We start from the raw sequence: 26,981 nt of genomic DNA, 5'->3' as shown, positions 1-26,981 counted from the left end.
GCGGCTTTTTTTATTCATACTTTTTAATAAGAGTATTAATTGTTTCTTGAACTTGATCCAAAGAATTTATTTTTTTAGTAAAAGTTATTTTTCCGTCTTCATAAAATTCAACTGAAAATACTTTATTCGTGTCAGTAATTTTAATTCCCCAATCGGGTTTTCCTTCATTGTTGTATCTTAAACTTGAAAGAACTTTATTTGAACCTTCTATGAACGACTCTTGTCCGTAAAGTTTTTGAATATTATTTGATTTAAAAATTTCCACAAATTGATCAAATAACTCATCTATTTCTATAGTTCGATTATAAGCAATCGAAGAATAAATGTTAATTAAAAAAGAATTTAATTCATTGTGAGCCTTTTCATATAAAGGGATCATTGTTTCTAATGAAATATTTTCTTTTGTAAGTTGGTTATTTTCAATCTTGTAAATTGTAGTAGAATTTGGAAAACCTTCTTTAACTTCTTTTTGTTGATTATTCAAAATCAATTTGTCGTCTTTGTCGAAAATTTCTGCAAAAGTTTCATTGTTTTTTTTAGTTAATTTGATTGAAGTTTGCTTCTCAAAATCTTTCAATAGGATCTCTTTTCCATTATAATCAAACGTAAATCGGTTAAAATAATGCATTGCAAAAAGATTCAACTCAAGATAATTAGCCTTCCCATTTTTGTAACCAATAAGTGATAGAGTAGCATTGTCTTCGTTATCAATAAATTCAAAACCGTCTACAATTTCTCCATTTTTGTAGACACTTTTTTGATCATATTTATAAAATTGATAATCATCTAATTGTTTTACAAAATCAAAAGAATATTGATATTTTAGTTCTCCTTTTTCGTAATAATCAATCAAAGGAATTTCATTCAAAATAATCTTATTGACGAAGTATCCATCAAAGGGTTTTTCGTTTTGATAAATTCCAGTGTAAAAACTTTGAGGTTTTTCTTTGATTAAAAAGTTTTTATAAGTTTTCGTTTTTAATAGATTGTTCTCATAGGTTTCAATGATTTTAACATGATCTGAATATTTTTCAAATTCTTCTTTTTGAATCAAATTCCCATCTTTATAAATTGACTTTATATTACTTTCTACAATCGTACCTTCATAAGGTTTTCCATTTCTATATTCACTTGTCAAAACAGAATTTTCGTCAGAATATATTTTTCTAAAACCATTTATTAAATCATTTTTCATTTCGAATTCTTCTGAAGGTTCTTCGTCCCAAATATTTGTAAATATCTGTTGTATTCCGTCTCTTTTCTGATTTTTATAAGTTGAAATTGTTATTGTATTTTCATCATAATTATAAAAAGTTCCATTACTTGGCTTTCCGTTTGTATAATCACCTTTTGCAATAATTTTTGATGTTTTGCTATCTTTTACAATTGCTTCACCTACAATTTGTCCGTTTTTCATTTGATAGATTGAATTGTAACGTCCAATTGTATCATTAAAACTGCCTTCAAATGGTTTATCATCTTTATATTTTAAGATAATTTCTTTTCCGTTTGTATAAATTTTTTCTTCAACTCGATTACCATTTAGTCGTTTGCTAACATTAATAATCTTTCCATTTTTACCATACAAAATTTTGGTTACTAAATAATCATTCTCATTAATGGTAGTTTCTGTTTTAGACTTTGGTTGAACTGCAAAACCATTTTTGGTGTAAAATTCAATATCAATATTGTTCTCTTTCGAACTTTTTTCAATTTCTTTTCCAGTAGAATCCCAATATTTAGAAGGTTCTTGTGAATAATTTTTGTTGATTGTTTCTTTTGCAATTTTCCCATTTTGCCAATAGATAACTTCTTTATAAATTTTATTAGGAGTTTTTTTTGTATCATTATAAGAAATAGCAGGAGCAGTGACGCTTACAGGTGGCGGAATACTTTCATCATTTTTATAAAAAGGATTATCGTAATATAAATTTGGCCTGTTTGGAGAAAAACTTCCAGTAAAATTTCCATTAATGATTTTACCATTTATTAACTCTTTTCCATTATGGTAAATGATAATTTCGGTTTTTTCTCCAAAATCTCTGTATTTAATTTTTTTCCAAATAGATCCGTCGGTGTTATAATAGATTAATTCTTTTTGTTTACTAAGATTAATATTTTGGGTAAATCCATTATCAAAACCATTTTCATCATACCAAAAAACATCACCAACATATTTGCGCTCATCATTTGGGTAAATGTATCCCTGAAATTGAAGTTGACCATTTTTGTAATAATCTTTGAGTAAAACCAATTCTCCATATTTTTTTAATGGTAATGGACGATAAAAGCTGGATTTAGTTTTGGTTGTTTCTTTCCAATCTTTGTCAAAATAAATCGTGTCTTGTGAATACGCAAAAGTTAAAATGAAGAGAAAATAAATAAGTGAACATTTTTTCATAGTAGATAATTTGGCTGAGGTTAAATATAAAAAAAACCGCTCGTTTTGAACGGTTTTTAGATTCTATTTTTTCAAAATTGCTTGGATAATTCCTTCTAGGTTTTCATTGAATTCTAGCAGTTGGGCAAAAACTTTATCGTCTTTATTCAAACCACCGTGTTTATTATTTTTTACAAAGGTTGCTTTTATCGTTTCCCAACGTTCTTTTTCCTCAGAATTTATCAAAGTAGCAATTTCTTTTAAGCGCAAAAGATTCGATTCTGTATCTGTTGTCAACGTTTGCGATTCACTTTCGTAATGCGCTAAAATCACTTCATTAATTTCTTCTTCGTTCATCATCGGAACGATTTTCGAAACTAATTTTGACATATTTCTGTACGAACCTTGCATTTTGAAAGGCGGCTGAGTTCTGTAATCATCTTGCATTGCTGCACTCGAAATATAATTTTGATTGACTTTTACGACTACATTTCTAATCTTAATTACATGTTTCAAAACAGCAATAAAATCATCAATTTCTTGTTTTAAATAATTACCTTCCAAATCTGGAAGTTGTTCTTGATTTTCGGTTACAAAATTTGTTAACTTGTAAAAATCTGTCAAACTTTTCGAAGCAATTTTATCCAAATATGGATTATCTCCTGTCGCATTTTCAATCAAACTTAAATTAAACAACGTTTCTGTATCACCAATTACATCACCCAAATTATACACATCAGCACGGTTGGCCAACATATCTGGAATCTGAAATTTAGAACCGCTTTCCGTATATGGATTTCCAGCCATTACAATACAAAAACGTTTTCCACGCAGATCGTAGGTTTTACTTTCTCCTTCAAAAATTCCATCAATTTTTCGCTGTCCATCTGCTAATGAAATAAATTTCTGTAAAAATTCTGCACTCAAATGCTGAATATCGTCCAAGTAGAGCATCACATTATCAGCCATTTCAAACGAAAGATTTATCTTTTTCAATTCCTCTCTTTCTCCAGAAGTTTTGGCTTCGATTGGATCGATTGACGTAATGTTGTGTCCAATTGTTGGTCCATTTACTTTCACAAAATACAAGCCCATCGTTTTGGCTAAATATTCCATCAAGGTTGTTTTTCCATAACCTGGCGGAGAAATTAATAACAACATTCCCATTCGAGCGGTACGTTTGTTTTCGCCTGCTGTTCCCAATTGTTTGGCTAAATTATTTCCGATTAAAGGAAAATAAACTTCGTTGATTAATTTATTTCTTACAAATGATGTCAAAACTTTTGGTTCAAATTCTGCGATTTTTAAATCTTTTTCATACGACTTAGAAATTTCTTCTTTTAGCTTTTGGAATGATTTAAAATTTGGAATATCAACAGTTGAAAAATGCTCTAATTTTGAAATAATTTCATGATAATTTTGAGCATAAATTCCATCAACAATTACAGCGTGATTTCCTTTCAAATCTTCAATTTTGATGATAGAATTTCCGTCATTAAAATGATATTGATCTTTCGAAAATAAAAGCATTGTTGCTACTTCATTCACCACATTTCTATATGACGAATAATTTTTGTTTTCATCTATAAAAGAATGAATCCAGTTTTCGATTAAGTAAAATTTTTCGGTTGAAGAAAATTGTTCATCTGCAATCAATGTATTAAAATCTTCCGAATTTTTATTTTGTTCTAAATAATTTACAAACTCTTTTTGAAATTTTTCAGCTTCTTTACTCACCGAAAAAGCTTGATATTTCGTGAAAGTTGTAAACAAATAGTGAGAAACTTTTTCTGATGATGTTTGCGATTTATCCCATTCTGCTTCCCAATTTTCAAAAAGCGATTTGATTTCATTTAGAATATTTTCAAAACGATTTGAATTTGGAAAATTCTTTAAAATTAATTGAGCAGAACTAATCATCGCATTCAATTTTTCTTGCAAATTCTTTTCTAAAGAATGCCAAAAAACTTGAGCAGTTGTACGTGTTGGTGCATCAAATTGTAAGACATCCAATTTCGAATTGATATTTACCAATTCAGTGAAAATTCGAAGTGCGTCAAAATTATGAACGCCTTTGATATAACCTTCCGAATAATTTTGTTCAATGATTTGATTGATGAATTTTTCAGCATCGAAATCTTTTTCATTTCTCGCTAAAAAAGCTTGATAAGCCAAATATTCAGCGCGATAAACCAATTGATTTTCCGAAACAAATTCTTGTTTCCAAATATCTTGATAACGATAAATTTCTTCGTTTTTAACTTTTTGATAGAAACTTGTTCCTGTTAAATGATAAAATAATTCGTTGTTACGATTCAACAAAGTCAGCGCTAATTGCTGTGTATTGACCGTAAATTTATTTTGCCCAAGCGCAATAATATTTTGTCCATCAACAAAAAGTTCAGTTTTATCACGTAAAACTCTAAGCGCATCTTCTTGCGATTTTTTCAATAGGTTTTCAAGATTTTCGGCTTTCGAAACATCTTTCAAATCCTTTAATTCTTGAATGATTTGACGCATTTTGTCAATCATCAAATCTGAAGAATAAAACGCTAAAATTTCTTCTTTTTCTGAAAAATTTTTGGATTTATTTTCGATATTTTTCAAGACACGCAAACCAATTTGCTCTAATGAATTGGTGCGTTTGTTGGTTTGTTCAACTAATTGTTCGCGCTTCGAATTGAACGCTTTGATAATTTCGTCGCGTTTATCTGCAATTTTTAAAGCGAAATCATCAAAATCAGAGAATTTACTTTCTAATTCTTCTAGCTGAACAATTATTTTTGTATTGTATTCTTCCGTTTTTTCGGCAGTTGTTGATAACTCTAAAAAGTTAACCACACTTTGTTCCAACAACGTAATTTGAGCAGAAAATTCGGCAACCGCTTCTTTACTTTTTAATGCAGAAGTTTGACGCGTTAATTGTGCGCGAACTTCATTAAGCGAAGCAAAAATGACAGAAATTTTTTCAATAATTTTTGTCGTTTGCGTGGCGTCTTCAATTTTTAAACTGTTCAGAATGTCAATCAATAATTCTAATTCGGAAGCAATTTTAAGACAGGCTTCTTCGATTACTTTAGCATCAACAACTTTTTCAATTGAAGACACTAAATTTTTCTGTTCCGAAACTTTTTCATCGTACGGAATCAACGCTTCATCCAATAAAAGAAACTCAATTGTTTTATTCGATAAATTTTCGTTGACTTCTTGCAATTGATTTTCTAATTCCTGAACGCGCTCTAAATTGATATAACGGATGGAACGTAAATCAATCACTTTTCCTTGAATTTTACGTGCTTCAGCTAAATGTTCAACCAATAAATCCAATTGATTATAAGTTGTACTATTTACTTTGAAAACGATTTCTTCAATCGATTCTTCCGTTTTTTCTAACGTCTCTTGCGCAAATTTCTTCTGAACTTGGACTTTTGCAAATTCATCAATCGCTGTATTGGCAACCGTTTTGATTTCTAACAAAGGAATCGCAAGCTCAAAAGTATCTTTGTCATTGATCCAAAAATATCCATCAACAATATTAATCGCTTTTTTTACAATGTCTTCATACAGACCTTCGTACGAATCTTCTTTGTTGATTAATTGGATAACTTCTTGAGATTCAGCCATTGCTTTTACAATGTCTTTGTTTCCAATTTTGTATAATGGATGATTTATTTTTTCTTGATTTTCCACCAAACGTTCGACATAAGGCGTTTCCCAAATTTGAACTTGATGATGTCGTGTTGCTTCTTCTTCGGTACGGAAATAGATTAAACTTCCATCTTTAAAAATTGTGAAACCATTGCAAATAATAGGCGTTTCGACGCTTTGTTGAATGATATTGTACGATAAAAGAGTGTATGTATTGGTTTCATCTTGATTGAAGATATACATAAAATCTTCTCCGTTTGGAGAATTTATACGACGGAAAAATTGAAAATTATCTAACTTATTTTCGAAAATATGATACGTTCCGTTTTGTAAATAATAACCATTCGAAAAAATCAAACCTTGGTTATCGGGTAACAAAACTGCCGCATCTAAAAGTGCAGGAATGTTAATAACTTCTTTTGTACGAACATTGTAAATATACGCTCTGAAATCTTCTTGAAACGGTTTGATTTTAACCGCAATCAAATTTCCTAAATCGGCGTAATAATATTCGGCATCATCTAATTGTTGATCTAAATGTGTAACTTTTTCAGTGAAGATTCCTTTTCCAGAATCCGTATTATCCTCAATTTTGAATGTAATATCGCCACCTATCGCTTCGATAAAAATTTTATCTAAAATAGAAATGTGCGGAAATTTACCTAATCTACGATCATCAATGGATGTTTTTTGCCATTCGAAATCAAATTGATCAGCTTTTTTAACTTCGTGAATGCTGCGATCATCTTGATAAATTAATTTTCCGTCTTTGATTAACCATTTAAACGCTTTCAAATCTTGTGCGTTTTTACTGGTTTGGAAAACCATGTACAAATAATTATCTGTTCTACGAAATTTAGAAAAGATAGAATCGCGGTAATATTTATATAAATTCTGAAAATCTGTAAAGAAATTCTGATCGTTTATTAAGTCGAGAGGTTGAGGAATAAATTGATTTTCTTGAAACAGATAAATACTAAAAACATCGCTCAACTGAATGTCTGTGCGTAAACCGAAATGCACGTTGTATCCAAAAATACACAATTTATCGAACGCGATAATTCCACGTGAAATACAGGTGTTTTCTGTCGTAATTCTTTGGTTTGCGCTTAATGCAAAATTGGTAGAATTGAACACCTCTTTACGAGCTTCGTTCAATTTCGTTAATCTTTCCGAAAGAAAATCTTTTTGTGTAAGAAGTCTTTTTCGGATGATTTCGTACGCGCCTGCATCAAGCGTTTCGGTAACGTTAATATTTTTTTCTTCTTGCATTAAATTAAAATCTAAAAGGTGATTAAACGTGATGATAAGAGCGATTGAAACGATGAAATTTCAATCACTCTATTGTTGTTTAATGGATTAACCTATTTTTTTATTTGAAACACCTAACTGATTCGCAATTCCGAAAAGAGAATTGATAAACCCTGTGTCTTCACTGTTTCCAGAAGCCGTAGCAGCTTGCTGTAATTTAATTAATGCCGCAGTAATTGTTAAGTTTTTGATGTCGTTTGACGAAATACCATATTTATCAGCAAGACCTCTCACTTTTCCAGCTAAATCGCCTCCGCCATCTTCGTCAATCAACGCATTTTTGATATCTGTTGCATGTTTTGAATTGTCGATTAAATGATCGAAACCTTTAGCATTCGAAACTTGTTTCACAATATTTTCGAAGAACATCGTTTCTCCACCAACAATGTCAATTTTCGCAGATTTCAATGCTGTTGATAACACCTCAGCTTGTGCTCCAGCAATATCTTTTTGAATGTTGATATGAGCCAATTCGATGTCTTTTTCTTTTTGTAATTGAAGTTTGAACTCTTCATGCTCTTTTCCAACACCATCCAATTTCTTCATTGCTTCTGCTTTTTCTTCAATTCCTTTCGCTTCAGCCAACGCTTTTTCACGTACAACTTCCGCTTGTGCTAAACCTTCTTTACGTAACGCTTCCGCTTTTTTCTCGATAACAGTTGCTTCTACCGTTCCTTGTTTTTCTTCCGCTTCTGCTTTTGCAACCATTACTTCTGCCTCAGATAAACCAATTGCAGCTTCTTCTTTAGCTTGTGCTTCAGCAATAATTTTACGTGCTTCTGCTTCTTTTGCAGATGCTTCTTTTTTCGCTTCCGCATCAATTAATAACTCTTGTGCTTTACGTTCTGCAACTTGTTTTTGAGCATCGGCTTCGATAACTTGACGAGCAGCTTCTTGTTCCGCAGCAATTTTAGCAGCTTCCGCAGCTTTTACAGTTTCAATTAAACGTTCTTCCGCTTCTTGAGATGCAGCAATAATTCCGGCTTGTTTCTGACGCTCAACTTCACGGTAAACTTCAACATCTTTCACACCTTGTTGCTCTTCAATCACGCCTTTTTCTAAAAGAACACGCTCTTTGATAACGCCTTGAATATTTTTCTTCTCAACTTCGATAGATCTTTCTTTATCAATCTGAGCTAAAGTCACAATTCGCTCACGTTCTGTTTGCTCTAATGCACGATCTTTTTCAACTCGTTCCGTTTCGATTGCATCAGTACGAACTTTATTTTTTTCTGCGATAATAATTTGACGCAATTTATTTTCTTCTTGAACTGCTAATTGCTCTTCTGTTGTGATGCGAACAGATTCAGCTTTTAGACGTTCTTCTTCACGAACTTTTGCAATTTCTGCTTCTTCGCGTGCTTTTATATTTTCTATTTCTCTGCGTTGACGCTCCTCTTTTTCGGCTAATTGACGCTCTAATTCTAAGATTGCTTCGCGCGCTTCAACGTTTTGTTTTTTGATTACTTTTTCTTCTTCACGGCGAATTAAATTGGCATTCATATTTTGTTGAGCCGTTAATTCAGTGATTTTTTTAATACCTTCCGAGTCTAAAATATTGTCTGGACTTAAAAATTGTAATTCAGTTTGCTCTAAATAATCAATTGCACAGTCATCTAAAATATATCCATTCAAATCTGTTCCGATGATATTTAAAATTTCATCTCTAAATTCGCGACGAGCTTCGTATAATTCTATAAAGTCGAATTTTTTACCAACTGTTTTTAAGGCTTCTGAAAATTTCGCTTCGAAAATACTTTTCAATGTTTCTGGTTCTGATGCTCGTTCTGTTCCTAAGTTTTGTGCAACATTAATCACATCATTTACCGATTTATTTACACGAACAAAAAATGCCACTTTGATATCTGCACGAATGTTGTCTTTACAAATTAAACCGTCGCCTTGTTGACGGGCAATGTCGATTTTTTTGATTGAAATGTCCATGATTTCCATCTTGTGGAAAACGGGAATTACATACATTCCTTTGTTGAAAGCAACTTGTGAGCCACCAACACCTGTACGAACGATTGCTTTTCCTTGTGGAACTTTTTTATAGAAAACACTTAAGACGACGATAAATGCAATAACGATGAAAACGATGACACCAACTGCTAAAAGAATAAAATTTGTCATGAGATTTTTATTATATTTTGATTGATTTAGTTAATAATTAAGGTTAAAATATCTTCGATAATAAACGAAGTAAGTTGAAATAATAGTATCATAATTAGGTTAAATATTGTTTAAAGTAATGTGTTTGATGACGAAATAATAATGATTTGACGGCGATTCGTCGGTAATAATAATGGTATCTCCAAAATTAATTTCTTCGCCATTTTGACTTTTAATGTTAAGTGTAATAATATCTTTCTCGATTTGAAATTCTGCAGAACCTATTTTATCACCTTTGATTCTAGACTTCGATTTTCCAACTCTTCCGATAAAATCTGTTTCTTCTTCTCCGTGATAGCCTAATTCAGCATAAACTTTTACAAGAGGTTTTGTTATCCAATGCATCATAAAATAAGCGATGATGAAAATAGGAATTAAAACTAAAACAGAATACAATCCTAACTTGCTTAATCCAAAAACAATCGAAGAAATAATGGTAATCACCCAACTGATAAATTTGAACAAAGTAATAATCACCATTAACGGAACTTTACCAATATTGATAAATTCCATACATTTTGCCCAAAAGCCTGGTTCATGATGTACGTCTGCGTTTGTATCATGGTTCGCATCAATCTCGTGATGCGCATCAACATCATTGATGTCTCCAATATGAAAATCTGAATCAGTTCCAAGATCAATTCCGTCACCAGCCAACAGTTGAAACACCCAATAGACAAGAGAAAATCCCATCAGAATGGTCATAATTCCATTGGCTAATGGATTGAAAAGAAGGTTTAAAATTTCGGTCATTTAGTGTTGTTTTTAGCGTTAAAGTTGTCTCTTAAAGGTGAAATAAATTCTGTAAGTTATTCCATTATTTGACAATGGAGTAGAGGAAGTTAATTCCCAGCCTTCTGCTCCGTATCGATTTAGTAATTTATCTAAATTTTCTTGGTCGATAGAGACTTTGAAAATTCCTTGGTCTGATTTTATTTCTATTGTTTTATATTCAAATTTCGGCATATAGAATTCAATTTTAAAAATGAGTTAATGTCTATAATTTAAAGGAAATAAAACTCACTATAAAGCGTGATTTATTCTTGATTTTTCGACTGAATTTTTAGCTTTAAAGCTTCTAATTCATTTTGAATCAAATCTCCTTTCAAGGTTTCATTAATTTCGTCATCGGCCGTTTTCGAATTGTCCGCTAAACTTCCGTAAGCTTGTGCAAGCGCTTCGTCTTCTTCTACTTTGGCTTTCATGCGTTGTAACATGCTAATTGTGCTATTCGCATCAATTTTTGCCATTTGTTTGTTTACCTGTTTTGTGGCATCAGCAACTTTTACACGAGCTTTTAATGTAGTCAATTCATTTTCCCATTTATTAATGTTGAATTTTAGAACTTCGACATTTTTATGAACTTCATTTGCAGATTTTTCATGAATAATCACTTGATTTTCTAATTCAGTAATTTCTTCTAACAATTGATTTTTTAAACCCAAAGCTTCTTTCGCTAAACTTTCGGCTTGCTCAATTGTAATTTCACTTCGTCCAGCTTTTTCTAATAATAGAATTGCTTTTCGTTCGTAATCTGCGGCTTCTTCTTTCTTTTTGTCTACGCTATTTTGCGAACGAATTGCCATCGCTTTTACTTTTGCATAAGCTTCTAATGATTGATTCAGGTCATCGCGCATTTCGCGAATTCCTTGTTCAGTCATTTTAATTGGGTCTTCCATTTTTTCGACAACCGAATGTATTTCGGCTTGTCCAATTCTAAAAATACGTTTGAAAATATTCATAGTGATATTGTTTTATTGTTTAGAAAATTCGATTAATTGAGCAGAATATTCGCTCATCAATAAGCTCAAAGAGTTTAGCGTTGCTTCAAATTCGTTTTGATCAAGAGTTGCAATCTGAAGTGTGTAACGATAAATAACTTTGTTTCCGTCTTCTGTTATTGCAAAAGCACCATGAATGATATCGCGATTTTTCATCAACAACGCTTTTAGCATTTCCAGATTATCATTTGTAATTGTAAATAAATACAACTCGAAAATGATAACAGGTGGTGCAATTCCTACAATCAGATTTTGAACACCATCCAATAAATTTTCAATCATAAAAACACCTTCTTTTTCGTCTTTGTAAGTGATGGTGTAATTGATGTTTTGAATAAAATTTTCAATCTTAGAAAAATAATTCATTTTGTTGTTATTAGTGTTTTTTGTAATTTGTTTCCATAAAATTAAACAATTTGCTAAAATAATTAGCAAATAAAAATGTTAAAATTTTAAATAATGACAAAAATAGGTGAAAATATAAAGAAATTAAGACAAGTTAAGAACTTGACTCAACAGGCTTTTGCTGATTTGTTCGAAGTTAGTAGAGGGAATATTTCATCTTATGAAGAAAAACGTGCAGAGCCAAAAATTGAAACAATTTCTCAAATTGCTAAATATTTTAGCATTCCAATAAGTCATTTGATCGAAAAAAACTTAACAGTTAACGAAATATTACACTTTGATAACTATTTTGAGGAAGCTGATATGTTACGAAATGTTAAAAATTTGAGCGCGATTCCTTTTTTATCTCGAGAAGTTATTCAAGCAAAAAAAGAGTTGTTTTCGAACTTAGAAAATTATCCTTCAATCTATTTTCCGATTTATAATTCGCATCAATTTATTGCGTTAGAATATTCTTCGAGTATCGCTTCACCTATCGATTTTACAGAAGAAGAATCGTCTATTTTATTTTTTGAACATTTGGAAGTGGAAAATTTACATTTGGTCAATGATAAATTTGGTTTGTATTTGAATGATGATGAAATTTTTGTTGGAAAGTTTATTCAACACGAAAATCAGTTGATTTTGGAATTAAATCAATGGAAACAAATTATTTTTGATGTTGAAAATATTCAGCACTTTTATCAGTTTTATGCGGTTTATAAAAAGGTTTAGTTGATTTTGGAATGAATAATATTAATAATTATTGGGTAAAATTCTTTTAATGATTCATAATCAACATTCTCTTTTGAATGAAGCTTTTTTAGAGATTTACCATTTCTAAAATATTGTATACTTATATTAGGACTGTCATCAACATGAATTTCATATGATTTTAGCTTACTTTGAAATAATTCGTAAAATGTAAAATTTAATTCATTTTTCTCTTCATTTGTAAGCTTTAATTTATAAAAACTTATTTTTTTATTTTGCTTTGGAAAATTAGTACTATCTATTACACTTAAATTACTTTTATCATATGTGATGTAATACTGAATAGGTGAATAACCATTAATTGTAAATTGGACAGAATCAAAAGTGATTTCTTTATTAATATCTATTTTTTTAAAGTTATTTTGACAGCCAGATATTTCATAAAATAGATGATTTGTTTTTTTATCAAAAGTAAATAATGTATCTTTTTTATTTAGTGATAATAAAGTATTTTTTTGAATAATGAATTTTTGATTTACTAAGTCTTCACTCTCTTTTATTAAATATATAATAGAATCATTTTTTATTTTTACGAAAGAGGTTTCCTTGTAGCATAAATTATATTCAAACAAAATATTATCTTTTGGAGTATCATGTTTTACTTCTTCCATTTTTGACAAAATCCAATATCCTTGTAAATCTTCTTGCTTTAATCTATTACAAGAAAAAATAATGAAAAACAACAATAATAAATAGATGATTTTCATAATTTTAAACTTTAATATAAATCTTCTTTTTGTCCAATAAATAAGCTAACAACCAAAAGAAAGCTAAGAAAATTAGCGAATAAACAAATGAACCAATTTCTGGAATTCCAGGAATCTTTGCGCAAATATTTTCGTAAAACCAGCCTAATGGAGAAATGAATTTGATTTCTCCTTTATCATTTAAACCAGCTTCAATTCTGATTAAACCTAATAATCGTGGTAATAATCCACTCAAAACAAAGATGAACAAAGGATTTTTTCCGAAAACATCAAAGAATTTCATGAAACCATTTTTTATGCCTAAAATTTCGATGAACCAAATCATTGCGCCAATTGTCAAAATTGCTAATCCAGTTGTGTTGAAAACATAAGAACTGCTCCAAATCTTTTTATTGTACGGAAAATCCCATTGCCAAACGTAGCCAATTGTCAACGCAATTGTTCCTAAAACAAATAAACCAGCTAACATTTTATATTGCGGATTGTCAGTTTTTGGTAGTGGACGATTCAGCCAATTGATATTTCCTTGTTTCTGAATATAATCACCAATCAAATAACCAAATAAAACCTGTGGAATAGTAGAAATAGTACTGAAAATTCCTTCTGGATCAAACGGAACACCTTCTCCTTTGTAAATATGCGCTAAACCAAGCAATTGATTATCGATTTTAGTTCCGATAAAACCTTCTAATGAATAAGGATCAGAAGTTCCAAATCCGAAAGTTAAAATCCAATAAAGGAGAAGAATCGCGCAACTTATAAATAGAACTTGTTTTTGTTTAAAATAAAAAGCAATTACCGAAGCGAAAAAGTAAGCAATTGCAATTCGTTGTAAAACACCCATAATTCGGATTCCGCTTTCTTCTGAATCTTTCCATGCTTTGAAAATAAGTTCATTATTTTCCCATTTGAAAAATGGCCACCAATTGATGAATAATCCAATTCCGAAAATTAAAATTGTTCGTTTTATTACTTTTTGCCAATAAATCTGTTGAGGTTGTTGTTGCAGTTTCGGAATCACAAAAGCCATTGCATTTCCTACAGCAAACAAAAAGAAAGGAAAAACCAAATCTGTTGGTGTGCAGCCATGCCATTCTGCATGTTCCAAAGGATCGAACATAGCTGACCAAGTTCCTGGATTATTTACCAAAATCATCAACGCAACAGTTGCGCCACGAAAAACGTCTAATGAATAATAACGAGCTGCTTTCATCTCTTTTGTGTTAATGTTTTAAAGATATAGATTTTTTGAATTTTTTGACAAAATGCTTTTCAAAAAGATACTAGATTATTCCTTACCTTTAATTGTCAATAACAAACAATAAATAAAATGAGAACGGAGTCTGATTTATTAGGAGAATTACAAATTCCTGAAACAGCTTATTATGGTGTACAAACGCAACGCGCCATTAATAATTTCAAAATTTCCAATAACTATTTGTCGCATTATCCCGAATTTGTAAAGGCGCTTGGTGTAGTAAAATTAGGAGCTGCGCAAGCCAATCACGAATTAGGAATTTTATCGAAAGAATTATTTGATGCGATTTCTTTCGCTTCAAATGAATTAATTGCTGGTAAATATACAGAGCAATTTCCGATTGATATGATACAAGGTGGTGCGGGAACTTCTACAAATATGAATGCAAATGAAGTAATTGCAAATATTGCTTTGGAACATTTAGGGAAACAAAAAGGTGAGTATCAATTTTGTTCACCAAATGATCATGTCAACCTTTCTCAATCAACGAATGATGCGTATCCATCTGCTTTGAAATTAGCATTATTTAATATGAACAAGCCTTTGATTGAGGCATTAACTTCGTTGTATGAAGCGTTTGATAAAAAAGGAAAACAATTTAGTAATGTTATAAAAATGGGACGCACGCAATTGCAAGATGCAGTTCCAATGACGCTTGGGCAAGAGTTTGAAGGTTTTTCTAATACGTTGCATAAAGAAGTTGATAATTTGAATCGAATTGCTGCCGAATTATTAGTAATCAACATGGGGGCAACTGCAATTGGAACTGGATTGAATGCTGTTCCTGGTTATGCACAATTGTGTACAACTAAAATTGCTGAAATCATGAATGAAGATGTTTCGTTGGCTGATAATTTAGTGGAAGCAACTTCGGATACAAGTTCATTTGTTGACTATTCATCTGCTTTGAAACGTCTTTGTGTTAAGTTGTCAAAAATTTGTAATGATTTACGTCTGTTGACTTCAGGTCCGAGAACAGGTTTGTTCGAGATTAATTTACCTCCAAAACAACCAGGATCTTCGATTATGCCTGGAAAAGTAAATCCTGTAATTCCAGAAGTTGTGAATCAAGTTTGTTTTAAAGTAATCGGAAATGATTTGTCAATAACAATGGCTGCTGAAGCTGGACAATTGCAGTTGAATGTGATGGAACCAATTATTGGTTTTTCGATTATGGAATCGATTCAATATTTAACAAATGCGATGAATACGCTACGTGTTGAATGTGTAGATGGAATTACAGCGAATGTTGAACATTTGAAAAATGAAGTTCAAAATAGTATTGGAATTGTGACGGCGCTAAATCCTTATATTGGTTATAAAGCAAGTACAAAAATAGCGAAAGAAGCTTTAGAAACTGGTGGAAGTGTTTATCAATTGGTTTTAGATCACGGTTTGTTGTCGAAAGAACGTTTGGATGAAATCCTTGATCCTAAAAATATGCTTGGACCGCATGTGTAAAGTGTATAATGAAAAACGAAAAATGATATAGCAAAAAATTATGAGTAATGAGTTCAGAGAAAACTTAGAACTTATTACTCATAACTTAAAACTTATCTTAGAATCCGTGTAAATTCACATCATCAATAGAAAGTACCTCTACTTTTTTACCCATTTTTTTCTGAATGATTTTGAAATGATGCAAATCTTCTTCTGTAATCAAACTAATTGCTTTTCCGTTTGAATTTGCACGACCTGTACGCCCAATTCTGTGTACATAATCTAAAGGCGAACGAGGTAACTCGTAATTAATCACAGTTGGCAAACCTTCGATATGAATTCCGCGTCCAATCAAATCTGTTGCAACCAAAACTTTAACATCACCTAATTTAAAATCTTCCAAATTATCCATTCTCGCGCCTTGAGATTTCTTACTATGAATCGCCATCGCAGAGATTTTATTCTTTTTTAATTTTTCAACCAAATTATCTGCAGTTCGTGTCGAAGAAACAAAAACCAAAACTTGTTCTAAGTTTTCAGATTTGATTAAATAACGTAAAAAAGGACCTTTTGTTTCTGCATCAACTCTGTAAGCAACTTGCTCGATTTGTTCCAAATCAATTTCTTGCTTTTTGATTTCAACAACAATCGGATCAATACTTAATGTAAATTTTATTTCATCAATTTTATCATTCAAAGTCGCAGAAAATAGAATCGATTGTTTCTTTTTCGGAACACTTTTCAAAATTCGGTTCATTTCATCTCCAAATCCTAATTGGAACATTTTGTCTGCTTCATCAATCACCAAATATTGTAATTGATCTAATGATAATGCATTATGATCCATCAAATCCAATAAACGACCAGGTGTTGCAATCAAAATTTCTGTTCCATATAAATTTTTCATTTGAGGATTAATCGAAGTTCCTCCATATACCGCTTGCGTTTGTACTTCACGACGTAAAGCAGTTTGTAATCCTGCAAAAGTTTGTTCAATTTGAACTGCTAATTCACGCGTAGGAACTAAAATTAGAGCTTTTATATTACGAGATTTTTCGTACGATTGATGCTGAATTTTTTGTAGCAAAGGTGCAACAAAACACAAGGTTTTTCCAGAACCAGTTTTTGCAATTCCCATTATATCTTTTCCTTTTAAAATAGATGGAATTGTTTCGGTCTGAATTTCAAAAGGTTTTAAAAATCCAAGTTTTGTAATTGCTTTTGATAAATATGGTGATAATCCTAAATTTTCGAATGACATAAATTGATATAAGACTGCAAAGGTAGAGATTAAATCTGAATGATATTTTACGAATAATTGTTCGGTTTATTATTTTTAATCGTGATGAAAATGAAACTTTTAAAATCAATTCTGAAATATTTCTAAAAATCATTTAAGAATCGAGATGAAATTATGAAGTTAGAGTAAAAAATAGAAATAATTTCTGTTTAAAACTTATTGAAAAGCTTTTAGCTTGATAAAACTATTGTTAACTTTGATTATTATGAAAAAAGATCAGTCTAAGATAATTCGTGAACAAGCACCAAGATCAGCTATTCGCGAGCATTCGGTTCCATTATATTTAACATCAAGTTTTATTTTTGATAGTGCAGAACAAGGTCGTGCAATTTTTGCGGAAGAAGAGCAAGGAATGGTTTATTCTCGTTACGCAAATCCAAATACAACAGAGTTTATTAATCGTGTTTGTGCGTTAGAAAAAGCTGATGCTGGTTTGGCTTTTGCATCAGGAATGGCAGCCGTTTTTGCGTCATTTGCATCGTATATCAAAAGTGGAGATCATATTGTGTCGAGTCGTGCTATCTTTGGTTCTACGCATCAATTAATTACGCAATTGTTTCCGCGTTGGGGTGTAACTTATACTTATGTTGAAACGCCAAATATCGAAGATTGGGAAAAAGCAATTCAACCAAATACGAAAATTGTTTTCTTAGAATCGCCTTCAAATCCTGGATTAGAATTATTCGATTTAGAAGCTTTAGCAAAATTGAAAGAAAAATATCCGAATATTATTTTTGCAATTGATAATTGTTTCGCAACGCCATATTTACAACAACCTTTACAATTTGGATTTGACTTATCAATTCATTCTGCAACAAAATACATGGACGGACAAGGTCGAGTTTTGGGAGGAGTAGTTGTTGGAAAAGAAGAATTAATTAATGAAATGATGTTTTTCATTCGTCATACAGGTCCTGCTATGTCGGCTTTTAATGCGTGGACAATTTCTAAAAGTTTAGAAACCCTACCTCTTCGTATGGATCGTCATTGCGAAAATGCGTTGGCTTTGGCAGAAGCTTTGGAAAATCATCTTGAAATTGCAGATGTAAAATATCCATTTTTACCATCTCATCCACAGTATGAGTTGGCAAAAAAGCAAATGAAAGGAGGTGGAGGAATCGTAACATTTGAAGTGAAAGGAGGAAAAGAACGTGCTTTTAAATTTATTGATGCATTAGAAATGATTTTGTACACATCTAATTTAGGAGATTCGAGATCGATTGCAACACATCCAGCAACAACAACTCACGCAAAATTATCAGATGCAGAACGTGCAGATTTAGGGATTATGCCAGGTTCTATCCGTTTATCAGTCGGTTTGGAGGATAAAGAAGATATTATCGAAGATATTTTACAAGCTTTGGAAAGCTCTAAAATATAGAATATTATGTAAGAAAGTATTTTATAATCACTCTATTTAAGGTAAATAAAAGTAGAAAATTTTTATTAGCATAGACTTTGCATATTCTATTGAAAAAATTTGAAGTATGAAGAAGTTTTTAATTTTTGGATTTACACTGTGCACAATTTCGAGTTTTGCACAACATAGACCAAATGATGGAAAAGATAAAAATATTGATGTATTGATTGAAAAATCTGATTATTATGGAATTTCAGATAGTCAAAGAAATAAAATAATCGCCTTAAAAAAACAAGCGAGCAAAGATTTCGAAAGAGTTGGAAGAGATCGAAGTTTATCTGGTTATGAAAAAGGTAGAAAGAAAAGAGAAGTTTCCTATAATTTGCAAAGAGATATTGATAAAATATTGAATGATTCTCAACGCTATAAATGGTCGAATTCTCATAAGGAAGATTATTATAAAGATCGTATAGATTATAGATTAGATCGTTTGGAAGATGAATATGAAAGAGATATCAAAAGAATTGAGAATAAATATTCTTATGATAAAAAGTTGATGAAGCGTAAGAAAGAAATTAGAAAACAAGAATACAAGCGTGAAAAAGAACGTTTGAAGAATGTCAAAAATTATTATTAAATAAAGAATCCACTCAATAGAGTGGATTCTTTATTTTTATATTGATTTGATAAAATTGTCAACTTGTTCTTCCAAAGTTGTCCAAGAGGTAACCAATCTTATTGCAGAATTTTTTTCGTCAATTTTTTGCCAAATATAAAACTCAAAATCTTGTTGAAGTTTTTCGATAATTGAATTTGGTAAAATAGGGAAAATTTGGTTTGAAGACGGTTCTGTTAAAAAAGTATAATCTTTTTCTGAGACTCCTTTTGCTAATTTTTCTGCCATCTGATTTGCGTGTTTCCCCATTTCGAAAAATAAATTGTTTCGAAACATTTCTGAAAACTGGATTCCAATCAATCGTCCTTTTGCCAACATTCCTCCTTTTTGTTTAATGTGATAGCGAAAATCCTCATCCAATTTTAAATTATTTATCACAATAGCTTCACCTAAAAGAGCTCCGTTTTTAGTTCCTCCAATATAAAAAACGTCTGTAAAATTTGCCATATCTTCTAAAGTTAAATCACATTTGGAAGTAGTTAAAGCAGAAGCTAATCGAGCACCATCAATAAAAAGATATAAATTATTTTCTTGGCAAAAACTGTAAAGATTTTCTAATTCTTTTTTTGAATAAACACTTCCAACTTCGGTAGAATTTGAGATATAAACCAATTTTGGTTTTACCATATGTTCGTCTGTATGCGTACCAAGAACAACCGAAATTTGCTCAGGAGTTATTTTACCGTTATTCGTTGCAATTGTATTTACTTTATGTCCTGTTGCTTCAATAGCACCAGTTTCGTGCACAGCAATATGTCCGCTTTCGGCTGTAATTACAGATTCGTGAGGTTTTAAAATAGACGAAATAACAATTAAATTGGCTTGAGTTCCGCCAGAAACAAAATGAATAGCAGCATCTTTTTTCAGTTGTTTCTTGATAAATTCGCGCGCTTCGTTACAAAATTCATCTTCGCCATAACCAATTGTTTGTTCTAAATTTGTTTCGATTAATCGTTGTAAAATAGCAGGATGAGCGCCTTCACTATAATCATTTTTAAAGCTATATTTTTTCAAAATAGAAATCTTAAATTTTGAGAATAAAAGTAGGAGTTTTCCTAATTCTTTCCTATTTTACTATCTATTTTTACAAATTATTTAAACTGAAGTTATGAAGATTTTAGTCGTAGAAGATGAAATTAAATTGCAGGAGACAATTGTTGAATTTTTAGAAAATGAAAAGATGATTGTAGAATCTGCAGATAATTACGAACAAGCTTTGGATAAAATAATTTCGTTCGATTATGATTGTATTTTGTTAGATATGATGTTGCCAGATGGAGACGGAATGTATTTGTTAAAGGAATTGAAGAAACTTCATAAAGAAACTTCAGTTATTATTTTATCTGCAAAAGATTCGGTTGATGATAAAGTAGAAGGATTATTGGTTGGGGCAGATGATTATTTGGCGAAACCATTTCATTTTGCTGAATTATTGGCTCGAATTAAAGTTGCTTTACGCAAAAATTTACAAAAAGGAGAAGATGTTTTAAGTTATAAAAATATTCAAATTTTTCCCGAAGATCGTTTGGTTAAAGTAAATGATATTGAGTTAAAATTGAACAGAAAGGAATATGATTTGCTGTATTATTTTATGTTAAGACCAGAACGAGTTTTTCAGAAAACAACTTTAGCTGAAAGTGTTTGGGGGGATCATATTGAAATGGCAGATAATTTAGACTTTATTTATTCTCAAATAAAAAATTTGAGAAAAAAGTTGAAAGAAGCTAATTCTGAAGCAGACTTTCAAGCGATTTATGGAATAGGATATAAATTGATTTGATATGAAAGTTTCACTGAAAAATTATACTTTTCGTTACCTAACATTTTGGTTGCTTATTGTTATCGCTATTTGGGCGGTTATTTTTCATTCTCTGATTTTAGATGAAGTTTATGATAATGTAGATGATGGATTGAAGAACCAAAAAATTGAAATTATACGAGAAGTTTATCAAGATCCAAATTTATTAAGTACAACGGAATTTGGTTTGAGTCAATTCAAAATTATAAAGGTAAATCCTTCTCAATATAATGAGACAAATCGTTTTTCTAATGAAATGATTTATATGGAATATGATGAAGATATGGAGCCTTATAGAGTTTTGAGAACTGGTTTTTATGATAAAGAAAACATTCCATATTCTCTTGAAATTAGAACTTCAACTGTAGAAGAAGATGATTTAATTTATGATTTATCTATTTCTTTGATTGTTTTGTATCTATTTATCTTGATTAGTATTTTATTGATTAATCATTTTGGATTGAAAAAAGCATTTAAACCTTTTGGACAAATAATTTCTCAATTAAGGAAATATGAAGTTGGAAATAATGAAAAATTAACAATTGTTGAAACAAATGTGAAAGAATTTTCTTTTTTGCAAAACGAGATTCAGAGAATGATCAATAGAAATGATGAGGTTTTTAATTCACAAAAATTATTTATAGAGAATGCTTCACATGAATTGCAAACACCTTTGACAATTGCAATCAATAAACTTGATTTATTGATTGAGAATTCTGATTTGAAAGAAAAAGAATTGTTAAGTTTAGTAGAATCCAAACAAACACTTTGGCGAATGGTGAATCTAAATAAATCGCTGTTAATGTTATCTCGAATCGAAAATAATCAGTACAAAAATAATATTGAAGTTAATTTTACAGCTTTGACAAAAAAATTACTAGAAGATTATGAATCAATCTTAGAAATGGAAGGAATCAATTTGCAAACGAATTTTAAAGAAGATTTTATCATTGATTTTAATTCTGATTTAGCTAGAATTTTAATTTCAAATTTGATTAGAAATGCGATAAAACATAACAATGATGAAAAAATTATTAAGATTGAAAGTAATTCAAATCAATTTATAATTTCGAATACTGGAAAAAACGTAACGCTAGATTCCAATCTCATTTTTAGTCGTTTTTATAAACAAGGAACAAGTGAAGGGAATAATGGATTGGGACTTTCAATTGTAGATACGATTATTAAAAATCAACAAAATTTGAGATTAGATTACAATTATGAGTTTCCTTTCCATCAATTTATTCTAAAAAAATAATTTATTCCTAAATCTTTCCTAATTCACTTCGCAACTTTGTCTTATAAAATTATAAAATCAAACAATATGAAAAAGTTTTTAAGTGTAATAATGGTAAGTTTTGCATTGGTTTCTTTTGCTCAAGATCAACCAATAAAATATAATCAGTTACCAAAAACAGGTCAACAATTTATCAATAAACATTTTGGAGCAAAACAAGTTGGTTCTGTGATGTTAGACGACGATTATTTTTCGAAAGAATACAAAGTGTATTTGGCAAATGGAACGAAAGTAGAATTTGAAGGAAATGGCTCTTGGAAAGAAGTCGATGGAAATAGAAATCCTATTCCGACAGGTTTTGTATCAACTAAAGTTTTGAATTATGTGAAAAAAAGTTTTCCAAATACAACTATCACAAAAATTGAAAGAGATCGTAATGAAATTGAAATAAAACTTAATAATGGGCTTGAATTAAAATTTGATAAAAATGGAAATTTCAAGAAAATTGATAATTAATTTAATATGAAAAGAATAATTTTAGGAACAAGCCTATTTTCTGTATTTGCTTTTGCGACAGTATCTTGCAGTAATGATGATGATACTAATTCATTTCATTTAATAGAATTGAATAATCTTCCTACTGAAGCACAAAAATTTGTAGATAGATATTTTTCTGGAGTAGAAATAGAAAAAATAGAAAAACATAGTCCAGCAAAAGTAGATGGAACGATGTACGAAGTTGATTTTATTAACAGAGATGAAGTTGATTTTGATCAAAACGGAACATGGTTAAAAGTTGAAGCAGAAGGAAATCGTCCTATTCCAACAGGTTTTATATTACCTTCGATTGTCTTTTATGTCAAAACAAACTATCCTTCTTTAGAAATTAATCAAATAGAAAAAAAGTACGATGGGTTTGAAGTTGAATTAACCAATGATCTTGACTTGGTATTTAATTCTAATGGAGAATTTATAAGAGTAAAACTTTAAAATATTAACGAGAAAGTAAATAAAAATCCAACTAAATTTAGTTGGATTTTTTTATTTATCTCGACTCTCTAACATTGGTACAAATTTGAAATCTCCAAATTCGTAATGCTCAAATTGGTCTTCTGATAATCTCATAATGACAATCATTCGTTGCGATTGTTCACCAACAGGAATGACCATTATTCCACCAATGTTCAATTGTTTTTTTAATTCTTCTGGAATTTCTGGCGCACCCGCTGTTACAATAATTTTATCAAAAGGAGCAAAAGAAGGTAAACCTTTGTAACCATCTCCATACGTTTGATAACGTGGCTCGAAATTGATTTTCTTTAACATGATTTTAGAGAAATCAAACAAATCTTTTTGTCTTTCAATCGTAAAAACTTCAACACCCAATGCAACCAAAACCGCAGTTTGATAACCAGAACCTGTTCCAATTTCTAAGACTTTTTCTTTTGGTTGAATATCTAATAATTGAGTCTGAAAAGCAACTGTAAACGGATGCGAAATAGTTTGTCCAGCAGCAATCGGAAAAGCTTCGTCACGATATGCAAATTCCGTAAAAGCGCTATCTAAAAATAAGTGTCGTGGTACTAAATTAATAGCTTCCAACACGTTTTCATCTTCAATTCCTTTCGAGCGCAACAAATCAACTAACATTTTGCGTCGTCCTCTGTGTTTAAAATCGTCTACAGACATATTCCAAAATTTTTACAAAAATGCATTAAATACAACTTATTCTCATTAATTTTAACGGCAAAATCTACCAAATGTTAAAAGTAGGAGTGATCGGTGCTGGGCACCTTGGAAAAATCCATTTAAAGTTATTAAATCAATCGGAAAGATACGAATTAATTGGCTTCTTTGATTCTTTTGAAGAAAATGGAAAGAAAGTTGAAGCTGAATTTGGGTATAAATATTTTAGTTCGATGGACGAATTAATTGATGCTGTTGATGTTGTTGATATTGTAACACCAACCTTATCACATTATGAAGTTGCATTGAAAGTGATCGAAAAAAATAAACATTTTTTCATCGAAAAACCAGTTACGCATACCTTAGAAGAGGCAGATCATTTGTTGAAATTGACAAATGAAAAAGGTCTGAAAGCTCAAGTTGGACACGTAGAGCGTTTCAATCCTGCATTCACAGCAGCTGCACCTTTTATTGAAGAACCATTGTTTATCGAAACGCATCGTTTGGCAGAATTTAATCCGCGCGGTACAGATGTTCCTGTTGTGTTGGATTTGATGATTCATGATTTGGATGTGATTTTATCGATTGTAAAATCAGAAATTAAATCAATTCATTCGTCTGGAGTTTCGGTGATTAGTGATACGCCTGATATTGCAAATGCTCGAATTGAGTTTGAGAATGGTTGTGTGGTTAATGTTTCAACAAGTAGAATGTCAATGAAAAATATGCGAAAAATGCGTGTTTTTCAACGAAATGCGTATATTTCAATTGATTTCTTGACGAAGAAGACTGAAATTATTAAAATGCACAAAGCACCAGAAAATCCAAGTGAGTTTGCCATGATTTTGGAAAATGATAAAGGAGATCGTAGAGAAATTTGTTTCGAACATCCTGAAGTTTTACCAAATAATGCAATTTTGGATGAATTAGAAAGTTTTGCAGATTCTATTGTGAATAATTCACCAATTAAAGTTTCGTTACAAGATGGACGAAATGCATTGAAAGTTGCATTGGAGATCATTGCTTATTTTGAAAAAGAGCAACTAGTCATCAAAAATCAAACAATTGAGAAAGAATAATCGAAGTACGAATTTCGGAAAACGCAAAACGAGCTTCGAATCACGAAAAAAATAAATAATAAAAACAAACATACAAAAAGATGAAAAATATTACAGTTATTGGAGCTGGAACGATGGGTAACGGAATTGCTCACGTTTTTGCACAATCAGGATTTGCAGTAAATTTAGTTGACGTTTCTCAAGATAGTTTAGATCGTGGATTGAAAACAATCGCTGGAAATTTAGATCGTATGATCGCAAAAGAGAAAATTTCTGAAGCTGATAAAACAGCTACTTTGAATAATATTACAACATTTACAGATACGGTTGAAGCGGTAAAAAATGCTGATTTAGTTGTAGAAGCTGCAACAGAAAATTTAGATTTGAAATTGAAAATCTTCAAACAAATTGATGAAGCTGCGCCTGCAAATGCAATTTTAGCGTCAAATACGTCTTCTATTTCGATTACAAAAATTGCGTCTATTACGAGTCGTCCAAAACAAGTGATTGGAATGCATTTCATGAATCCCGTTCCGATGATGAAATTGGTCGAAATTATTCGCGGTTACGATACAACAGACGAAGTAACGAAAGCGATTATGGAAATGTCAGAAAAATTAGGAAAAGTTCCGGTTGAAGTGAACGATTATCCTGGTTTTATTGCCAATCGTATTTTAATGCCAATGATTAACGAAGCAATTTATTCTTTATATGAAGGTGTTGCGGGTGTAAAAGAAATTGACGAAGTAATGAAATTAGGTATGGCTCACCCAATGGGGCCATTACAATTAGCTGATTTTATTGGTTTAGATGTTTGTTTATCAATCTTAGAAGTGTTGTACGACGGATTCAAAAATCCTAAATACGCGCCTTGTCCATTATTAGTAAACATGGTAACAGCAGGTAAAAAAGGAGTTAAATCTGGAGAAGGATTCTATGATTATTCTGAATCGAAGAAAGCAGAAAAATTAGCTGCTCAGTTTGCAAAGTAATTAGTTGATTAACTATTGATTTAATTGGGAATTTAATCTAATGAAAACAAGTTTTAAAATTATTTCTTTTACAGAAATTGAATTTGAGAATGAAGAAATAGATCTTCATAATTGTTATGATTTTATTTCAAATGAATTGGAGGTGACAGATGAAAGTATTAAAATACATTTTGTCAAAATAGAAGAAAATACTATTAAAAAAATGAAGTATAATGATTTATATTTTTTAGTAAATAATTATACATATCTAAAACAAATTAAACCTTCTGAAGAATATATTGAAGACGATTCATGTTTATCTGGAATTACATTTTTAGATTCTAATTTACGTGATGAAAATTATTCATTAGTTGATAAAGAATATCCAAATGAAAATGATGACTTAATTTTTACTTTTGAAAGTGAAAGAGTTATTCGGATAAATTCTAAAGAAGTGATTTTAGTTGGGAAATAAACAAAAAGCGTTACTTTTCGGGTAACGCTTTTTATTTTGAAAACTATTTTGATTACTTAATTGCTGCTAAAGCATGCGTGTAATCTGGTTCTTGTCCAATTTCAGGAACTTGTTCTGCATAAGCAATTTCTCCATTTGGGTTAATTACTACAACAGCACGAGATAATAATCCATTTAATGGTCCATCAACCATTTTTACACCATAAGCATTTGCAAACTCTTCATTTTTGAAATCAGATAAAGTTACTACATTATCCAAACCTTCGGCAGCACAAAAACGAGATAAAGCGAAAGGTAAATCTTTCGAAATACATAACACAACTGTATTTGCAGCAGAAGAAACTTCTTTGTTAAATGTTCGTACAGATTGCGCACAAACACCTGTGTCAACACTTGGGAAAATATTTAAAACAACATTTTTTCCAGCATAATCAGCCAATGTTTTGTCGCTTAAATCGCCTGCTGTTAAAGCAAAACTTGGGGCTTTTTCACCAACTGTTGGTAAATCTCCACCTGTATGAATAGGATTTCCTTTGAATGTAATTTCAGTCATAATTTTTTGTTT

The 26,981-nt window shown here is 30.7% G+C and carries 24 protein-coding genes; 11 read left to right on the top strand and 13 right to left on the bottom strand.

Annotated features, from left to right (window positions below; translation table 11 throughout):
* Positions 1-10: 10 nt before the first annotated feature.
* The 7 genes from E4J94_RS01845 to E4J94_RS01815 all read right to left on the bottom strand — a co-directional run bounded on the left by E4J94_RS01845 (position 11) and on the right by E4J94_RS01815 (position 11,658).
* Entirely contained in the window at positions 11-2,401 is a 2,391-nt protein-coding gene (locus E4J94_RS01845) for a hypothetical protein (RefSeq protein WP_135834195.1), read from the bottom strand.
* Positions 2,402-2,464: 63 nt separating this feature from the next.
* Positions 2,465-7,300 carry a DNA repair ATPase gene (locus E4J94_RS01840; protein ID WP_135834194.1) on the bottom strand — a complete coding sequence of 1,612 codons (4,836 nt, stop codon included), beginning with the start codon at positions 7,298-7,300 and terminating at the stop codon, positions 2,465-2,467.
* An 87-nt stretch (positions 7,301-7,387) separates the two neighbouring features.
* A complete protein-coding gene (locus E4J94_RS01835) occupies positions 7,388-9,472 on the bottom strand; it encodes a flotillin family protein (RefSeq protein WP_135834193.1) in 2,085 nt (694 codons plus the stop codon).
* A gap of 99 nt (positions 9,473-9,571) precedes the next feature.
* Entirely contained in the window at positions 9,572-10,264 is a 693-nt protein-coding gene (locus tag E4J94_RS01830) for an OB-fold-containig protein (protein ID WP_135834192.1), read from the bottom strand.
* An 18-nt stretch (positions 10,265-10,282) separates the two neighbouring features.
* A complete protein-coding gene (locus E4J94_RS01825) occupies positions 10,283-10,477 on the bottom strand; it encodes a DUF4177 domain-containing protein (protein WP_135834191.1) in 195 nt (64 codons plus the stop codon).
* A gap of 71 nt (positions 10,478-10,548) precedes the next feature.
* Positions 10,549-11,253 carry a PspA/IM30 family protein gene (locus tag E4J94_RS01820; protein ID WP_135834190.1) on the bottom strand — a complete coding sequence of 235 codons (705 nt, stop codon included), beginning with the start codon at positions 11,251-11,253 and terminating at the stop codon, positions 10,549-10,551.
* 12 nt (positions 11,254-11,265) lie between these two features.
* On the bottom strand, positions 11,266-11,658 hold the full coding sequence (locus E4J94_RS01815) for a YbjN domain-containing protein (protein ID WP_135834189.1): 393 nt from the start codon (positions 11,656-11,658) through the stop codon (positions 11,266-11,268).
* Positions 11,659-11,751: 93 nt separating this feature from the next.
* Here E4J94_RS01815 and E4J94_RS01810 point away from each other — a divergent pair, with 93 nt between their 5' ends.
* Positions 11,752-12,411, top strand: a complete 660-nt coding sequence (locus E4J94_RS01810) for a helix-turn-helix domain-containing protein (RefSeq protein WP_038332559.1) — start codon at positions 11,752-11,754, stop codon at positions 12,409-12,411.
* Here the strand turns inward: E4J94_RS01810 and E4J94_RS01805 are convergent.
* Both E4J94_RS01805 and E4J94_RS01800 read right to left on the bottom strand, forming a co-directional pair.
* Positions 12,408-13,061 carry a hypothetical protein gene (locus tag E4J94_RS01805; protein ID WP_135834188.1) on the bottom strand — a complete coding sequence of 218 codons (654 nt, stop codon included), beginning with the start codon at positions 13,059-13,061 and terminating at the stop codon, positions 12,408-12,410. The two genes, E4J94_RS01810 and E4J94_RS01805, sit on opposite strands and share 4 nt — an antisense overlap.
* A 100-nt stretch (positions 13,062-13,161) precedes the next feature.
* Complete coding sequence (locus tag E4J94_RS01800; protein ID WP_135834187.1) at positions 13,162-14,370, bottom strand: acyltransferase family protein; 1,209 nt, start codon at positions 14,368-14,370, stop codon at positions 13,162-13,164.
* Positions 14,371-14,478: 108 nt separating this feature from the next.
* On the opposite strand from E4J94_RS01800, the gene aspA reads away from it, so the two are divergent.
* Positions 14,479-15,876: an aspartate ammonia-lyase gene (gene aspA, locus E4J94_RS01795; RefSeq protein WP_135834186.1), complete on the top strand. Its 1,398-nt coding sequence runs from the start codon at positions 14,479-14,481 to the stop codon at positions 15,874-15,876.
* Between the two features lie 97 nt (positions 15,877-15,973).
* Here the strand turns inward: aspA and E4J94_RS01790 are convergent, their stop codons facing one another.
* Positions 15,974-17,116: a DEAD/DEAH box helicase gene (locus E4J94_RS01790; protein WP_135834185.1), complete on the bottom strand. Its 1,143-nt coding sequence runs from the start codon at positions 17,114-17,116 to the stop codon at positions 15,974-15,976.
* Between the two features lie 244 nt (positions 17,117-17,360).
* Between E4J94_RS01790 and E4J94_RS01785 the strand changes: the two genes are divergently transcribed.
* Both E4J94_RS01785 and E4J94_RS01780 read left to right on the top strand, forming a co-directional pair.
* Positions 17,361-18,536 carry a trans-sulfuration enzyme family protein gene (locus E4J94_RS01785; RefSeq protein ID WP_135834184.1) on the top strand — a complete coding sequence of 392 codons (1,176 nt, stop codon included), beginning with the start codon at positions 17,361-17,363 and terminating at the stop codon, positions 18,534-18,536.
* A 106-nt stretch (positions 18,537-18,642) separates the two neighbouring features.
* On the top strand, positions 18,643-19,152 hold the full coding sequence (locus tag E4J94_RS01780) for a hypothetical protein (protein ID WP_135834183.1): 510 nt from the start codon (positions 18,643-18,645) through the stop codon (positions 19,150-19,152).
* Between the two features lie 36 nt (positions 19,153-19,188).
* Here the strand turns inward: E4J94_RS01780 and E4J94_RS01775 are convergent, their stop codons facing one another.
* Positions 19,189-20,205: a threonine aldolase family protein gene (locus E4J94_RS01775; protein ID WP_135834182.1), complete on the bottom strand. Its 1,017-nt coding sequence runs from the start codon at positions 20,203-20,205 to the stop codon at positions 19,189-19,191.
* A 94-nt stretch (positions 20,206-20,299) separates the two neighbouring features.
* On the opposite strand from E4J94_RS01775, the gene E4J94_RS01770 reads away from it, so the two are divergent.
* The 4 genes from E4J94_RS01770 (at position 20,300) to E4J94_RS01755 (ending at position 23,216) form a co-directional block, all read left to right on the top strand.
* Positions 20,300-20,971, top strand: coding sequence for a response regulator transcription factor (locus E4J94_RS01770; protein WP_135834181.1), 672 nt, complete (start codon positions 20,300-20,302; stop codon positions 20,969-20,971).
* A gap of 1 nt (position 20,972) precedes the next feature.
* On the top strand, positions 20,973-22,247 hold the full coding sequence (locus tag E4J94_RS01765; protein ID WP_135834180.1) for a sensor histidine kinase: 1,275 nt from the start codon (positions 20,973-20,975) through the stop codon (positions 22,245-22,247).
* 66 nt (positions 22,248-22,313) lie between these two features.
* Positions 22,314-22,742, top strand: a complete 429-nt coding sequence (locus E4J94_RS01760; RefSeq protein ID WP_135834179.1) for a PepSY-like domain-containing protein — start codon at positions 22,314-22,316, stop codon at positions 22,740-22,742.
* Positions 22,743-22,748: 6 nt separating this feature from the next.
* A complete protein-coding gene (locus E4J94_RS01755) occupies positions 22,749-23,216 on the top strand; it encodes a PepSY-like domain-containing protein (protein ID WP_135834178.1) in 468 nt (155 codons plus the stop codon).
* Positions 23,217-23,267: 51 nt separating this feature from the next.
* On the opposite strand, the gene E4J94_RS01750 is transcribed toward E4J94_RS01755, so the two are convergent.
* Positions 23,268-23,915 carry a protein-L-isoaspartate(D-aspartate) O-methyltransferase gene (locus tag E4J94_RS01750; protein ID WP_135834177.1) on the bottom strand — a complete coding sequence of 216 codons (648 nt, stop codon included), beginning with the start codon at positions 23,913-23,915 and terminating at the stop codon, positions 23,268-23,270.
* 71 nt (positions 23,916-23,986) lie between these two features.
* Between E4J94_RS01750 and E4J94_RS01745 the strand changes: the two genes are divergently transcribed.
* The 3 genes from E4J94_RS01745 to E4J94_RS01735 all read left to right on the top strand — a co-directional run bounded on the left by E4J94_RS01745 (position 23,987) and on the right by E4J94_RS01735 (position 26,416).
* A complete protein-coding gene (locus E4J94_RS01745; RefSeq protein ID WP_135834176.1) occupies positions 23,987-24,991 on the top strand; it encodes a Gfo/Idh/MocA family protein in 1,005 nt (334 codons plus the stop codon).
* 80 nt (positions 24,992-25,071) lie between these two features.
* Complete coding sequence (locus tag E4J94_RS01740; protein ID WP_135834175.1) at positions 25,072-25,962, top strand: 3-hydroxybutyryl-CoA dehydrogenase; 891 nt, start codon at positions 25,072-25,074, stop codon at positions 25,960-25,962.
* 40 nt (positions 25,963-26,002) lie between these two features.
* The gene (locus E4J94_RS01735; RefSeq protein ID WP_135834174.1) at positions 26,003-26,416 is read left to right on the top strand and encodes a hypothetical protein; all 414 of its coding nucleotides are present in this window, start codon (positions 26,003-26,005) and stop codon (positions 26,414-26,416) included.
* Between the two features lie 52 nt (positions 26,417-26,468).
* On the opposite strand, the gene tpx is transcribed toward E4J94_RS01735, so the two are convergent.
* On the bottom strand, positions 26,469-26,969 hold the full coding sequence (tpx, locus tag E4J94_RS01730) for a thiol peroxidase (protein WP_135834173.1): 501 nt from the start codon (positions 26,967-26,969) through the stop codon (positions 26,469-26,471).
* Positions 26,970-26,981: the final 12 nt, after the last annotated feature.

The sequence above is a fragment of the Empedobacter tilapiae genome, assembly GCF_004785645.1.
In the GTDB taxonomy this organism is placed as follows: domain Bacteria; phylum Bacteroidota; class Bacteroidia; order Flavobacteriales; family Weeksellaceae; genus Empedobacter; species Empedobacter tilapiae.
The sequence above is the reverse complement of the archived record's forward strand: the minus strand, read 5'-3'. Positions and strand labels throughout refer to the sequence as shown.